General features: G+C 65.5%; 9 protein-coding genes. 7 read left to right on the top strand and 2 right to left on the bottom strand.

Going from position 1 to position 14,372, the window contains the following annotated elements; genetic code table 11:
* The first annotated feature begins 54 nt into the window (after nucleotides 1–54).
* Nucleotides 55–5,883, top strand: a complete 5,829-nt coding sequence (gene uvrA, locus C7440_RS04315; RefSeq protein WP_017525511.1) for an excinuclease ABC subunit UvrA — start codon at nucleotides 55–57, stop codon at nucleotides 5,881–5,883.
* A gap of 879 nt (nucleotides 5,884–6,762) precedes the next feature.
* Here the strand turns inward: uvrA and C7440_RS04310 are convergent.
* Nucleotides 6,763–7,575, bottom strand: coding sequence for a tRNA threonylcarbamoyladenosine dehydratase (locus C7440_RS04310; protein WP_116517970.1), 813 nt, complete (start codon nucleotides 7,573–7,575; stop codon nucleotides 6,763–6,765).
* Between the two features lie 393 nt (nucleotides 7,576–7,968).
* Between C7440_RS04310 and C7440_RS04305 the strand changes: the two genes are divergently transcribed.
* The 5 genes from C7440_RS04305 (at nucleotide 7,969) to purU (ending at nucleotide 11,899) form a co-directional block, all read left to right on the top strand.
* Nucleotides 7,969–8,619, top strand: coding sequence for a gamma-glutamylcyclotransferase (locus C7440_RS04305; RefSeq protein ID WP_017525501.1), 651 nt, complete (start codon nucleotides 7,969–7,971; stop codon nucleotides 8,617–8,619).
* Between the two features lie 94 nt (nucleotides 8,620–8,713).
* Nucleotides 8,714–9,346 (top strand): pyridoxamine 5'-phosphate oxidase, encoded by a 633-nt coding sequence (gene pdxH / locus C7440_RS04300; RefSeq protein ID WP_017525500.1) that lies wholly within the window; start codon nucleotides 8,714–8,716, stop codon nucleotides 9,344–9,346.
* 21 nt (nucleotides 9,347–9,367) lie between these two features.
* Entirely contained in the window at nucleotides 9,368–9,892 is a 525-nt protein-coding gene (locus C7440_RS04295) for a flavin reductase family protein (protein WP_017525499.1), read from the top strand.
* Between the two features lie 21 nt (nucleotides 9,893–9,913).
* A complete protein-coding gene (locus C7440_RS04290) occupies nucleotides 9,914–11,029 on the top strand; it encodes an NAD(P)/FAD-dependent oxidoreductase (RefSeq protein ID WP_116517563.1) in 1,116 nt (371 codons plus the stop codon).
* 21 nt (nucleotides 11,030–11,050) lie between these two features.
* Nucleotides 11,051–11,899 carry a formyltetrahydrofolate deformylase gene (gene purU, locus C7440_RS04285; protein WP_017525194.1) on the top strand — a complete coding sequence of 283 codons (849 nt, stop codon included), beginning with the start codon at nucleotides 11,051–11,053 and terminating at the stop codon, nucleotides 11,897–11,899.
* Between the two features lie 136 nt (nucleotides 11,900–12,035).
* Here purU and C7440_RS04280 read toward each other — a convergent pair whose 3' ends face one another.
* Nucleotides 12,036–12,935 carry a LysR substrate-binding domain-containing protein gene (locus tag C7440_RS04280; RefSeq protein ID WP_116517562.1) on the bottom strand — a complete coding sequence of 300 codons (900 nt, stop codon included), beginning with the start codon at nucleotides 12,933–12,935 and terminating at the stop codon, nucleotides 12,036–12,038.
* Between the two features lie 212 nt (nucleotides 12,936–13,147).
* Here C7440_RS04280 and C7440_RS04275 point away from each other — a divergent pair, with 212 nt between their 5' ends.
* A complete protein-coding gene (locus C7440_RS04275; RefSeq protein WP_017525196.1) occupies nucleotides 13,148–14,335 on the top strand; it encodes an acyl-CoA dehydrogenase in 1,188 nt (395 codons plus the stop codon).
* The last annotated feature ends 37 nt before the right edge of the window (nucleotides 14,336–14,372 follow it).

Genomic DNA, 14,372 nt, shown 5'->3' with positions numbered 1-14,372 from the left:
CGCAAGCGCGTTGCCCCGACAGCAGCGCGCGGGCAGAAGGCTTACCATATTGTCATGAGCTCACAGATCCGCATATTCGGCGCACGCCAGAACAACCTCAAGAACCTCGATGTTTCCATCAATACAGGCGAACTCACTGTTCTTACAGGGGTCTCGGGCTCGGGCAAAAGCTCGCTGGCCTTCGACACCCTGTACGCCGAAGGCCAGCGGCGCTACGTAGAAACCTTCTCGCCCTATGCGCGCCAGTTTCTCGACCGCATGGACAAGCCGCAGGTCGAGCGCATCGAAGGCATCTTGCCCGCCATCGCCATCGACCAGGTCAACCCGGTGCGCAATTCGCGCAGCACCGTCGGCACCATGACCGAGCTGAACGACCATCTGAAGCTGCTGTATGCACGCATGGGCCGGCTGTACTGCCAGTGCTGCGGCGGCCGGGTCGAGCGCGACAGCGCGCAGTCCATCCACGCCCGGCTGGCCGACCTTACCCGCAAAGCCGATCCCCGCCTGGCCATCACCTTTCCGGTCACCATACCCGCCAACTTCACCGAAGACGAGGTGGTGGGCTATCTGAACCAGCAGGGTTACACCCGCATCCACCACGAAGAAAGCGTGCGCGCTCCGCTTGCGGCCCCCGCCCGCGCCAAGCGCGGCAAGGCGGCGGCCAAAAGCGCCCAGCCCGAGAGCCTGCGCGTGCTGCACGTAATACAGGACCGCTTCCGCTTCGGCAAGGCCGAGACCGAACGCATCATGGAAGCGCTGGACGCGGCGCTGAAGCAAGGCGGCGGGCACGTCGCCATTCATGCATCGCAGGCCGAAGGCGAAGAGGAAACCGTCTGGCGCTTCAGCAGCCGGCTGCACTGCGCGCGCTGCGACATCGAGTATGCCCAGGCCTTGCCCAGCACATTCTCCTTCAATTCGCCGCTGGGGGCATGCGAAGCCTGCCGCGGCTTCGGCCGGGTGATGGGCATCGACTACGGCCTGGTGGTGCCCGACGAGAAGAAAACGCTGCGCGGGGGCGCCATCAAGCCCTGGCAGACCAACAGCTACAAAGAGTGCCAGGCCGAGATGGAGCAATATGCTCCCGCCGCCGGGGTGCGGCTGGACGTGCCCTGGCATGAACTGACCGAAGACGAACGGCAATGGGTCATAGGCGGCGCCGCCGACTGGAAGGGCGGCCCGCGCGCCTGGAAAACGCAGTGGTATGGCGCCCAGCGGTTCTTCGATTGGCTGGAATCGCGCGCCTATAAGATGCACGTGCGTGTGCTGCTTTCGAAATACCGCAGCTACACGCCCTGCCCGGCCTGCGGCGGTTCCAGGCTGAAGCCCGACGCCACACTTTGGCGGCTGGGCGATGCGCCGGTCGAACTGGATGAGCGCTATCCGCGCTTCATGCCCGTTCATGCCCAATGGACGCCCGAACAGCTGAACCAGCTGCCCGGCCTGGGCGTACACGACCTGATGCGGCTTCCCATAGAAAGGGTGCGCCGCTTCTTCGACACGCTGAGCTTCGGCGAGAAAATGGACGCGGCCATCGGCCTGCTGATGGACGAAGTGCGTTCCCGCCTGAAGTTCCTGTGCGACGTGGGCCTGGGCTATCTGTCGCTCGACCGGCAAAGCCGCACGCTGTCGGGCGGCGAAGTGCAGCGCATCAACCTGACCACCGCCCTGGGCACCTCGCTGGTCAACACGCTGTTCGTGCTGGACGAGCCCTCGATCGGCCTGCATCCGCGCGATATCCACCGCATCGTCGAAGTCATGCACCGGCTGCGCAGCAATGGCAATACCCTGGTCGTGGTCGAGCACGATCCGCAAGTCATGGTGGCGGCCGATCGCGTCATGGACGTCGGGCCCGGCCCGGGCGAACGCGGCGGCCAGATCGTGTACGACGGCACGCCCGAAGGCCTGCGCACCAGCCATACCCTGACCGGCGACTATCTTTCCGGGCGGCGCTCTGTGGACGCTCCCCGGCCCATGCCGGTGGCCGACAACACGCCGCGCCTGCTGCTCGAGGGCGTCACCGCCAACAATCTGCAGGACATCTCGGTGTCCATCCCCCTGGGCCGGCTAGTCTGCCTGACCGGCGTCTCGGGCTCGGGCAAGTCCACGCTGGTTCAAGACGTGCTCTACCCCGCCCTGCTCAAGCTGCAGGGCAAGCCTGTCGAGGCGCCGGGCGCGCACCGCCATCTGCTGGGCGCGGAACAGATCGCCGACGTGGTCATGGTGGACCAGACCCCCATCGGCAAGACCGCCCGCTCGAACCCCGCCAGCTTTGTCGGCGCCTTCGACCCCATACGCAAGCTGTTCTCGCAGGCGCCGCTCGCCAAAGAGCGCGGCTACACGCCTGGCACCTTCAGCTTCAACAGCGGCGACGGCCGCTGTCCCACCTGCGGCGGCACGGGCTTCGAGCACGTCGAGATGCAATTCCTTTCCGACGTCTACCTGCGCTGCCCCGACTGCGACGGCAAGCGCTTCCGGCCCGAAGTGCTCGAGGTGCGCGTCGAGCACCTGGGGCGCAGCGCCTCCATCGACCAGGTGCTTGAAATGACGGTCAGCGAGGCGCTGGAATTCTTCAGCGGCCTGCGCGACGTGCAATACGGCCTGGCGCCGCTGGCGGACGTAGGGCTGGAGTACCTGCGTCTGGGCCAGCCCGTGCCCACCCTTTCGGGCGGCGAGGCGCAGCGCCTCAAGCTGGCCGGGCACCTGGCCGCGGCCGCCCGCGGCGGCATCTCGACCGCAAAGGTGGCCAAGAAAGGCAGTCTGTTCCTGTTCGACGAGCCCACCACCGGCCTGCACTTTGACGACATCGCGCGCCTGATGCGCGCCTTCCGCAAGCTGCTGGCCGCGGGCCATTCGCTGCTGGTTATCGAGCACAACCTGGACGTGATCCGGGCGGCCGACTGGCTGATCGACCTGGGCCCCGAGGGCGGAGACCAGGGCGGCCAAATCGTGGGCGTGGGAACGCCCGCCCAATTGATGGACAACCCCGCCTCGCACACGGGCAGGGCCCTGCGCGACTATGCCGAAGATGTGCTGTCGCCGGGAAGCAGCCTGCCGGGCACGCATGCCGCCGCCATCGGCGCGCCAAGCGCGGCAAGCCGCGTGGAAGCAGCCGATGCGGCATTCGATGCCGCCCCCGCGGCCCTCGTGGCCGAGCCCGGCCCCGTCTATTCGAACGACGCCGGCACGCCCCTGCAGTCCGTGCTGCGCCGGGGTCGTGGCAAGGCGCCGGCCATCGACATCGTCAACGCGCGCGAGCACAACCTGAAGGGCATAGACGTTTCCATACCGCGCGACACCTTCACCGTCATCACCGGGGTCTCGGGCTCGGGCAAGTCGACCCTGGCCTTCGACATTCTGTTCAACGAAGGCCAGCGGCGCTATCTGGAGTCGCTCAACGCCTATGCGCGCGCCATCGTCCAGCCGGCGGGCAAGCCCGACGTGGACGCCATCTACGGCATTCCGCCCACCGTCGCGATCGAACAGCGCACCAGCCGCGGGGGGCGTAAATCCACGGTCGCCACCATGACCGAGATTCATCATTTCCTGCGCCTGCTCTACGTGAAGCTGGGCACGCAGATGTGCCCGGACTGCAATGTGCCGGTACAGCCGCAGACGGCCGAACAGATCGCCGCCCAGCTGCTGCGCGACTATAGGGGCCAGCACATCGGCATCCTGGCGCCCCTGGTCACGGCGCGCAAGGGCTATTACACCGACCTGGCGAAATGGGCGGCCTCCAAAGGCCATACACACCTGCGCGTCGACGGCGAGTTCATTCCCGTTTCGCCCTGGCCGCGCCTGGATCGCTACAAAGAACACACCATCGAGCTGCCGGTGGCCGATCTGGTGGTCGACCCGCGCGACGAGCTGACACTGCGCCAGGCCCTACGGCAAGCGCTCGAGCACGGCCACGGTACGCTGGGCGTGCTGCCCGCCCTTACCCCCGACAACGGCGCGCCGCTCGACGCCCGGCGCGCCTCGGGCATTGCAAGCCCCGCCCAGGCCCTGAGCTTTTCGGTCAAGCGCGCCTGCCCATGCTGCGGAACCAGCTTCCCCGAACCCGACCCGCGGCTGTTCTCGTACAACTCCAAGCACGGCTGGTGCCCCGGCTGCTTCGGCACCGGCCTGCAGCTCAAGGGCTTCGATGCGGAACAGACGGGCGAGGAATCCAGCTGGAACGCGGGGTACGACGGCCCCGCCGCCACCTGCCCCAGCTGCGACGGCGAGCGCCTGAACCGGGTGGCCCGTGCCTTCCTGTGGCGCGACCGCTCCATCGCCCAGCTTGCAGCGCTGTCGGTGTCCGAGGCGCACACTTTCTTCAGGGCCCTGGTGGCGCGCGGCCGCGAAGAAGAAATCGCCCGCGACATCCTTACCGAAATACGCGGCCGGCTCGACTTCATGCAAGAGGTCGGCCTGGGCTATCTGGCGCTGGATCGCGCCGCCCCCACCTTGTCGGGCGGCGAGGCCCAGCGCATCCGCCTGGCCGCCCAGCTGGGCTCGAACCTGCAGGGCGTCTGCTATGTGCTGGACGAGCCCACCATCGGCCTGCATCCGCGCGACAACCGCATCTTGCTCAACGCGCTGGCCCAATTGGAGCAGAACGGCAACACCCTGGTCGTGGTCGAACACGATGAAGACACCATACGCCGCGCCTCGCACGTCATCGACATCGGCCCCGGCGCAGGCATACGCGGCGGCCGCGTAGTGGCGCAGGGAACGGTGGACGACATCATGGATTCAAGCGACTCGCTTACCGGCAAGTACCTGCGCCACCCGCTGTCGCACCCGCTGCAGCCGCGCCGCGCCGTCGACGGCGAAACGCCCATGCTGACGGTGTGCGGCGCCCACCTGCACAATCTGCACAACGTCGACGTGCAGATTCCGGTCGGCCGCCTCAGCGTCGTCACCGGCGTCTCGGGCTCGGGCAAATCCACCCTGGCCCGCGAAGTGCTGCTCGACAACCTGGCCCGCGCCGTCTCGGCGCGTGCAGCGCCTGCGTGGCAGGGCTGCATCGGCATCGACGGCTGGGAACAGATAGACCGGGTGCTCGAGGTCGACCAGACCCCCATAGGCAAGACGCCCCGCTCCTGCCCCGCCACCTACGTCGGCTTCTGGGACGACGTGCGCAAGCTCTTCGCCGAAACCCGTGATGCGCGTGTGCGCGGCTGGAATGCAGCGCGCTTCTCCTTCAATACCGGCGACGGCCGCTGCCCCATCTGCGAAGGCCAGGGCATGCGCACCATAGAAATGAGCTTCCTGCCCGACGTCAAGGTACCCTGCGACGCCTGCAACGGCGAGCGCTTCAACCGCGACACGCTGAGCGTAACGTGGGCGGACAAGAACGCGGGCGAGGTGCTCAAGCTCGAGGTGGATGATGCGGTCGAATACTTTGCGGCGCACTCCCGCATCTTGCGGCCCTTGCGGCTGATGCAGGACGTAGGCCTGGGCTATCTCACGCTGGGCCAACCTTCTCCCACGCTTTCGGGCGGCGAGGCCCAACGCATCAAGCTGGTGACCGAGTTGACAAAGGCAAGGCTGACCGACGGCGTGCTAACCACAGGCCGCGCCTCCCGAGTGCCGCATACTTTGTATGTGCTGGACGAGCCTACGGTGGGCTTGTCGATGGCGGACGTGGAAAAGTTGACGCACGTGCTGCACCGGCTGGTCGAGGCAGGCAATACGGTGGTGGTGATCGAGCACAATCTGGACGTGATCGCCGAGGCGGACTGGATCGTGGACATGGGCCCCGAAGGGGGCACCGGCGGTGGCCGCCTGGTAGCTGCGGGTACGCCGGAAGAGGTGATGGAACTGAAGGACCGTTCGCATACAGGAGAGGTACTGGCCGAGTTCATGCAAGCCGGTAGCGAGGCCGTGTCTGACGGCTAAATTTCTTGCTCTTGCGGCGGTTGCTGTACGTGGCGGCAAGAGCACTTGTTCTTCGCCCCGCTCCTGCGTTGCATATGGGCTGCGACGGTGTTTGCTCTTGCACCTTTCTGCACTGTCTCTTGGTTGCGGGGGCGTTTGTTCTTGATCCGTTCCTGCGCTGTCTCTTGGTTGTAGCGATGTTTGTTCTAAACCCGTTCCTGCGCTGCGGGGTATGTCTGTTCCGGTCGGAGCCGGTCGGCCCTTCGGGCCCGCCTGTCCGCATCCTCCGGGCCTTCGCCCTCCGTTCTGCGGCGCCTGGCTCGACCGCCAACGCCCGGCCCAGCCACACCCCACATCACAGGAACTGCATTGGGGTAGATAAACGCCCCTCTTGCGAGGCTCGGGCTGGGGAAAACCTTGAGTCCGGGGGAATGTGATGGCTTGGCTGCTAAAAATACTGCCCGGTCGTAATGCCGCATGCCTGTGGCAGAACACCCAGTATTCGTAGAAATGCCACCTATCTGTCGCGCAAGCAGGATGCCGCCCACCTACCGCAGAAAAAATACGGTGCATCAAGCCAACAAACCCAGGGTGCCCCAAACCAAGACTCTATGAGGCGTGATGCGGGGTAAGTATTTTGGGCGACGTTGAGCAAGCCGAGCGGCGCCTTGTTTTTGGGGAGGCAAGCGAGCGCATGTTTGAGCGGGCAAGCTTGGCGGACCACTGGTCCGCCGCCCGCGAGTTCGCGAGCGCCCCAAAAACAAGGTGACGGGAGGGCAGCCCGGCAAAGCCGGGCCGAAGCTCTCCGGCGCCCAAAATACTTACCCCGCAGCGCGCCGGCTTAAAGACCCAAAGACCGCCGCTTGGCTCAAAGAAAGGCTTGATCCAAAGAAAGCCAACTCAAGCAGCAAACTTCCCCTTCCCTATCCAGTGAATCGCATCAGCCGCCGCCGCCATCCCCATCGACGCCGTCACCGCCACCGCCGAACCATAGCCCGCGCAGGAAAGCCCCTGCAGCCCCACCCCGCCCAGCTCCCGAGGCTGAGGATCGAGCCACTGCTCCGGCAGGATCGCCGGCTGGTCGAACCATAGCGCCCGCACCCCCATGCGGGGAACCCGCTTCAGCGCCTTGCCGTTGGCATCAGAACCCTTCGGATAGCCATGATGCCGCCGCAACGTATTGCGCAGCTTCGCCAGCAGCGCATCGTTCAGCGCCGCCGAAAGATCGCCCGCGCGCAGCGCCAGCACATTCGTCTTGCCACCCGCACCGCCGCAGACGACAATCGCCAGCTTGCGCCGCCGGGCCTCCAGCATCATCGCAATCTTGGCAGTCGCCTGGTCCGTGCAGTCCACCAGAACATCGACATCCCCCGCCAGCACCTCCGCCACATTCTCCGGCGTCACGAAGTCGTCGACAAGATGCAGCCGGCAGTGCGGGTTGATGCCCCGCACGCGCGCCGCCATCGCATTGACCTTCGATTGCCCCAGCGTCTCGCTGAGCGCATGCAGTTGCCGGTTCACGTTCGACTCGGCCACATGGTCCATGTCGATGAGCGTAAGCTGGCCCACGCCCGAGCGCGCCAGCGCCTCGGCACACCACGACCCCACCCCGCCTATGCCGGCAACCGCCACATGGGCGCCCACCAGCCGCTTCAGCGTTTCAGGGCCGTACAGGCGTTCCAGGCCGCCGAAGCGGCGTTCAACGTCGACCATCTCGTCCGTATCCGCCCAGCCTTCAGCCAAGGATACGGCTGCCCCATTGTCTTCAGGTGTATCCATATATCAATGTGTGAGTTCTTGCCACCGCGCCTCGTCGGCCGCACCTAGCGAGCCGCACCTCGCTGGCCGGCCACACCTAGCCGGCCGCACCTAGCCGGCCACATCCAAAGCCGTTACAAGCGCCGGCGAGGAAGAAAGCGCCGCGCCGAAAGTATAAAATTGCGGCATGGCATTGAATCAGCCTATGCCGAGCCAGCTTGCCTCGTTGAACCAGCACGGGCTGCCAAATCAGCATGCCCCGTTGAATCAACGGATATTAGACCATGCCGCAAAGCCTCTCTTTGCCGCGCGGCCACTACCCATCCGCCACAGGACCCTGTTTTCGCCGTGACCGCTTCCGATTCCCTCGAGTCCCTGTTTGCCGCATCCGGCGCCAGCTTCCGCCTGCTGACCGAAGAACAGCGCCAAGCCTCGCTGGACACGGCGCTGGCGCACTGGAATCAACGCGACGACCTGTGGGTGTACGGCTACGGCTCGCTGATATGGCGCCCCGAATTCGACTTCGTCGAGCGCCGGCATGCCCTGCTGCGCGGCTACCATCGGTCCCTATGCCTGTGGTCGCGCGTCAACCGGGGCACCCCCGAGCGGCCGGGCCTCGTCTTCGGCCTGGATGCCGGTGGCTCCTGCCGCGGCATGGTGTACCGCATCGCGGCCGCCGACGTGCCCGCCATCTTCAACGAGCTTTGGAAACGCGAAATGCCCAGCGGCGCCTACCTGCCCAAATGGCTGGCCTGCGCCACCGACGCCGGCAGGATCCAGGCGCTGGCCTTCGTCATGGATCGCAGCAAGGACGCCTATGTCCGCGACCTTACGCGCGAACAGCTCATTGCCATCGTGCGCGATGCCCACGGCTCTTACGGCCCGTGCTCGGAATACGTTCTGGAAACCGCCCAGGCCCTCGAAACGGCCGGCATCCACGACCACAAGCTGAAAATCATCGTGCGTGAACTCAAGACACTCTCCGGCCCGCAGCACTAGCAGGGCAAGCCGAGCGGGCCTGGCAGGTTGAAACCCGCCGCAAGCGTTAGAATGGTTGTTTCATCGCCCAAGCCATTTGCCCTGCAAGCCATCCATGTCCATTGCCGATTTGCGCCAGGTATACGAAAAAAGCGTGCTGCTGGAGTCTTCGCTGGCAGCCTCCCCGCTGCAGCAGTTTTCCAACTGGTTCGACGAGGCCGTCAAGGCCGGCGCGGTCGAACCCAATGCCATGACGTTGGCCACCGCCGATGCCCAGGGCCGGCCCTCGGCCCGCATCGTGCTGCTCAAGGGCATCGATGAAAGAGGCCTGGTCTTCTTTACCAACTATCAATCGCGCAAGGGCGGCGAGCTGGCCGCACAGCCCTATGCCAGTCTGCTCTTCTTCTGGCCCGTGCTCGAGCGCCAGGTCCGCATCGAGGGCCGCGTCGAGAAGGTCGACCCGCAAGAATCCGACCGCTACTACGAAAGCCGGCCGCTGGGCTCGCGCATCGGCGCCTGGGTCTCGCCGCAAAGCCAGCCCATCACCCGCGAAGAGCTCGAGGCACGCACGCGCCAGCTGACCGAGACGCTGGGCGAACAGCCCGCCCGGCCTCCGCATTGGGGCGGCTATCGCCTGCTTCCCGAGCGCGTCGAGTTCTGGCAGGGCCGGCCCTCGCGCCTGCACGACAGGCTCGTCTACGAACGCGACGGGCAAGGCCACTGGCAGGTGTCGCGCCTGGCTCCCTGACCCCATCGCCGAATCGTTTACATGACCGCCAACGCACCCGACTTCGACGCCGCTTTTTTTCGATCAGCCCTAGGCCGCTTCGCCACGGGCGTCACCCTGATCACCACGCAAAGCCACGACGGGCCGCAGCCCATAGGGCTGACCATCAGCTCGTTCAATTCCGTCTCGCTCGAGCCGCCGCTGGTGTCGTGGACGCTGTCGAAAAAAGCCGCGTCGCTGCCGCATTTCGAGAAAGCCGAGCGCTATGTGATACACGTGCTGTCGGCCCAGCAGCTGCACCTGGCCAGGCGGTTCGCCACCGGCTCGCAAGAACAGCGCTTCGAAGGCATAGAGGTGGGCCGTTCGCCCAACGGCGCAGTGATGCTGAGCGACCCCGACTGCGCCGCCTGGTTCGAGTGCTACAACCTGTGCCGGCATGAAGCCGGTGACCATATTATCTTCATCGGGCAGGTCGAGCGCTGCGAGCGCTCCTTTCACCAGCCGCTGGTGTACCACGCCGGCGACTTCGACCTGACTCCCTCGCATGAACCGCTGTCCGGCGACTGAGCTGGAACGCTCACCCAGATCATGACCGCGGACGTCGACTGCGTGGTGCTGGGCGCCGGCGTGATCGGCCTGGCCTGCGCGCGCGAACTGGCCATGAACGGGCTGGACATCTTGCTTGCCGAGGCCGAGGCCATGCCGGGCACCGGCATCAGCTCGCGCAATTCGGAAGTGATCCACGCCGGCCTCTACTATCCCGAAGGCAGTCTGAAGGCGCGCCTGTGCGTGCAGGGCAAGAACCTGCTGTACGACTATTGCGCCGAGCGCGGCGTCGCCCATCGTCGCATCGGCAAATGGATAGTCGCCACCCAAGGGGAACAGCTTCCCGCCCTACGGGCCATTGAACGACAGGGACAATGCAACGGCGTGCACGACTTGCACTGGCTGACGCAAGAGCAAGCCCGGGCGCAGGAACCCGAGTTGCGCTGCGTGGCGGTGCTGGCGTCGCCCTCGACCGGCATCGTGGACAGCCACGGCCTGATGCAGGCGCTTCAGGCCGACGCGTCGAATCACGGCGCACAGTTCGTTTTCAACACGCCCTTCATCGAAGGTCATGTTTCCGACGCGGGCCATTTCGTGCTGCAGTTCGGCGGCAAGGACCCCGCCCGCATCACTTCGCGCAGCGTCGTCAACGCCACCGGCCTGTCGGCCCCCGATGTGGCGCGCCGGCTGGCCGGCCAGCCGGCTGGGGCGATTCCCCGGGCCTACTATTGCAAGGGCAGCTATTTCACGCTTGCCGGCCGGGCGCCCTTCTCGCGCCTGATCTACCCGCTGCCCGATGCCGCGGGCCTGGGCGTGCACCTGACGCTCGACCTTGGCGGCCAGGCGCGCTTCGGACCGGATGTGCAATGGGTGGAGCGGTCCGACCACTCGTTCGACCCGGGCCGCGCGCCGCTTTTCGAGCAAGCCATACGCCAATATTGGCCCCGCCTGCCTGACAAGGCCCTGCAGCCGGGCTACACTGGCATACGCCCGAAAATCACCTGTGCCGGCCAGCCGGCCGCCGACTTCATCATTGCCGGCCCAGCCACGCACGGTGTCGCCCGCCTCGTCAACCTCTTCGGTATAGAATCCCCTGGTCTGACCGCCAGCCTGGCCATCGCCCGGGCCGCAAGGCAGGCCCTTGCTTCGGGCGCCTGACGCCCCATACCCTGCTGAACCATGAACGACTTCATTCTTACCCTTTCCTGTCCCGACCGCATCGGCATCGTGCATAGCGTTACCGGCTGGCTGCTGAGCCTGCATGGCAACATCGTCGACGCCCAGCAGTTCGGCGACATCGAGGAAGAACGCTTTTTTCTTCGCGTCCACTTCAAGCTGCCCCTGCCCGCCAACGTCGAATCGCTGCAAGAAAGCTTTGCCCCCGTGGCCGAGCGCTTCAGCATGGACGCCCGCATCCATGACGCCAACCGCAAGGCCAGACTGCTCATTCTGGTAAGCCGCCAGGGACACTGCCTGAACGACCTGCTGTTCCGCACGCACAGCGGCCAGCTGCCGGTCGAGATCGCCGCCATCGCCTCGAATCACAACGACTATTCGGGCATGGCGGCTTCGTATGGAATTCCCTTCCACCACCTGCCCGTTACGCCCCAGACCCGGCCCCAGCAAGAGCAGCAGATACTCGACCTGGTCGAGCATAACCAGGTCGACCTAGTGGTGCTGGCGCGCTACATGCAGATTCTTTCGGCCGAAATGTGCGCCGCGCTGTCGGGCCGGGCCATCAACATCCACCACAGCTTCCTGCCCAGCTTCAAGGGCGCCCGGCCCTATCACCAGGCTCACGCCCGCGGGGTCAAGATTATCGGCGCCACGGCCCACTACGTAACGTCCGACCTGGACGAAGGCCCCATCATCGAACAGGACATCGAGCGCGTGGACCACTCGATGAGCGCCCATCAGCTTACCCAGGTGGGCAGCGACGTGGAATCCCTTGTGCTGGCCCGCGCCGTACGCAACCACGTCGAGCACCGCATCCTGCTCAACGGCAGCCGCACCGTCGTCTTCAAATAGGCGGCCAGCCATCCCGCATCGGCCTCAGCGTAGAATTCGATTGAGCAGCGGACTTTTAATCCGTTGATCCCGAGCTCGAGCTCTGGCCCAATCTACCGGCGTTTCAAATACTTAGTTGGTGTTTTCAGCGTCCGGACTACTGCTCCGTCCCGCTCGCCTCGGCGCGCAGCCAGGCCTCGAAAGCCTGCAGCGCCTCGGAAGGATGGTCCTGCGCGGGGTAGCTGAAATAGTAAGCCTCGGCCACCGGCAGCACGCCCTCGCCGGCGGTCGTCAGCTCGCCGGCGGCCAGCGCCTGCCTGGCCAGGAAGCCCGGCACCAGCGCCACGCCCATGCCCGCCTGGGCGGCAGCCAGCAGCATGGTGAACAGTTCATAGCGGGGCCCCGTCCCCACCGAAGGCGGGCAATCGCGCCCCTGCTCGCGGTACCATTGGCGCCACACATCCGGACGCGACATCATGTGCAGATGCGAGACGCCCCCCATGCCCTCGGGGTGGTCGGCAATGGCCTGCCGCACGGCCGGCGTGCATACCGGCACCAGTTCCTTTTCGTCGAACAGCTTGAAGCCTATGGTGCCCGGCCAAATCTGCAAGGCGTGGTACACCGCGGCATCGAAGGGATGGTCGTTGAATTGAAAGGGCCGGGTGCGCACCGAAAGGCTGACCGACACGTCTTCGTGGCCGCGCCGGAAGCCGGGCAGGCGCGGCACCAGCCAGGTGGTGGCCAGGGTGGGCAGCACCGCTATGTGCAGGCTGCGCCCCAGGCCGGCGCGCGAGATCAGGCCGAAGGTGTCTTTCTCGAGCTGATCGAGATGATGCCGCACGCGCGCCGCGTACTCGGCGCCCGCATCGGTCAGGGCGATGCGCCGCCGCACCCGGGTGAACAATTGCACGCCAAGGCGCTCTTCAAGGCTGGCCACCTGCCTGAAGACCGCGCTGTGCGTCAGGGAAAGCTCTTCGGCCGCGCGCGAGAACGAGCCCAGCCGGGCCGTAGCCTCGAATGCCTGCAAGGCGCCAAGATTGGGGATTCCATGCCTCATTTTCCAGTGCTCCGCGTGCCAGGTCAGGCAATCCCCGCAGTTGTGAGGATTGCCGGCAAGCGCCTGGGCTGCAACAATTGCCCCATCGGCTGCCCGCATGACTGTTTACGTTCATAAATTGCACTATATTGTGCTTTTTTATCAATTGCACTGTGCGGTTAAATCACATTATGATAGTTTAAACCTAAACTTATTGAACACCGGAGCAAACTATGTCGGCCTCCTTCAACTGGGAAGACCCCCTTCTACTCGACTCGCAACTGACCGAAGACGAGCGCATGGTGCGCGAGGCCGCCCGCGCCTACGCCCAAGACAAACTGGCGCCCCGCGTGCTCGAGGCGTTCCGCAACGAAAAAACCGACGCCGCCATCTTTTCCGAGATGGGCGAGCTTGGCCTGCTGGGCCCCACCATTCCTGAACAGTACGGCGGCGCGGGCCTGAACTACGTCTGCTACGGCCTGATCGCCCGCGAGGTCGAGCGCATCGACTCCGGCTACCGCTCGATGATGAGCGTGCAGTCCTCGCTGGTAATGGTGCCCATCAACGAATTCGGCACCGAAGAGCAAAAGCAGAAATACCTGCCCAAGCTGGCCAGCGGCGAATGGATAGGCTGCTTCGGCCTGACCGAGCCCAACCACGGCTCCGACCCGGGCAGCATGGAAACCCGCGCCGTCAAGACCGACAGCGGCTACAAGCTCACCGGCAACAAAATGTGGATCACCAACTCTCCCATCGCCGACGTCTTCGTGGTGTGGGCCAAGGTGGTCGGCGGCGACGACAACGGCAAGATCCGCGGCTTCATCCTTGAAAAAGGCCTGAAGGGCCTCAGCGCCCCCGCCATTCACGGCAAGGTCGGCCTGCGCGCCTCCATCACCGGCGAAATCGTCATGGACGAGGTCGAAGTGCCCGCCGACGCCATGATGCCCGGCGTAAGCGGCCTGCGCGGCCCCTTCACCTGCCTGAACTCGGCCCGCTACGGCATCGCCTGGGGCGCCCTGGGCGCCGCCGAAGACTGCTGGCACACCGCCCGCCAGTACACCCTCGATCGCAAGCAGTTCGGCCGCCCCCTGGCCGCCAACCAGCTCATCCAGAAGAAGCTGGCCGACATGCAGACCGAAATCACCCTGGGCCTGCAGGGCTGCCTGCGCCTGGGCCGCATGAAGGACGAAGGCACGGCCGCGGTCGAAATCACCTCCATCATGAAGCGCAATTCTTGCGGCAAGTCGCTCGACATCGCCCGCATGGCGCGCGACATGCTGGGCGGCAACGGTATCTCCGACGAGTTCGGCGTGGCCCGCCACCTGGTCAACCTCGAGGTGGTCAACACCTACGAAGGCACCCACGACGTGCACGCCCTTATTCTGGGCCGCGCGCAAACGGGTATTCAGGCGTTCTGCTGAGTTTCTACTGCGCTACCAGGACGAGCCCGGGCTTTTT

The sequence above is a fragment of the Pusillimonas noertemannii genome (genome assembly GCF_003096595.1).
In the GTDB taxonomy this organism is placed as follows: domain Bacteria; phylum Pseudomonadota; class Gammaproteobacteria; order Burkholderiales; family Burkholderiaceae_B; genus Pusillimonas; species Pusillimonas noertemannii.
This window is presented reverse-complemented; position numbering and strand designations above follow the sequence as displayed.

Bases quoted from the DNA above. Each gene is read 5' to 3' on its own strand.
- uvrA (WP_017525511.1), top strand. From the start codon at position 55: ATGAGCTCACAGATCCGCATATTCGGCGCACGCCAGAACAACCTCAAG.
- C7440_RS04310 (WP_116517970.1), bottom strand. From the start codon at position 7,575: ATGGTCGACGTTGAACGCCGCTTCGGCGGCCTGGAACGCCTGTACGGC.
- pdxH (WP_017525500.1), top strand. From the start codon at position 8,714: ATGTCCATTGCCGATTTGCGCCAGGTATACGAAAAAAGCGTGCTGCTG.
- C7440_RS04295 (WP_017525499.1), top strand. From the start codon at position 9,368: ATGACCGCCAACGCACCCGACTTCGACGCCGCTTTTTTTCGATCAGCC.
- C7440_RS04290 (WP_116517563.1), top strand. From the start codon at position 9,914: ATGACCGCGGACGTCGACTGCGTGGTGCTGGGCGCCGGCGTGATCGGC.
- purU (WP_017525194.1), top strand. From the start codon at position 11,051: ATGAACGACTTCATTCTTACCCTTTCCTGTCCCGACCGCATCGGCATC.
- C7440_RS04280 (WP_116517562.1), bottom strand. From the start codon at position 12,935: ATGAGGCATGGAATCCCCAATCTTGGCGCCTTGCAGGCATTCGAGGCT.
- C7440_RS04275 (WP_017525196.1), top strand. From the start codon at position 13,148: ATGTCGGCCTCCTTCAACTGGGAAGACCCCCTTCTACTCGACTCGCAA.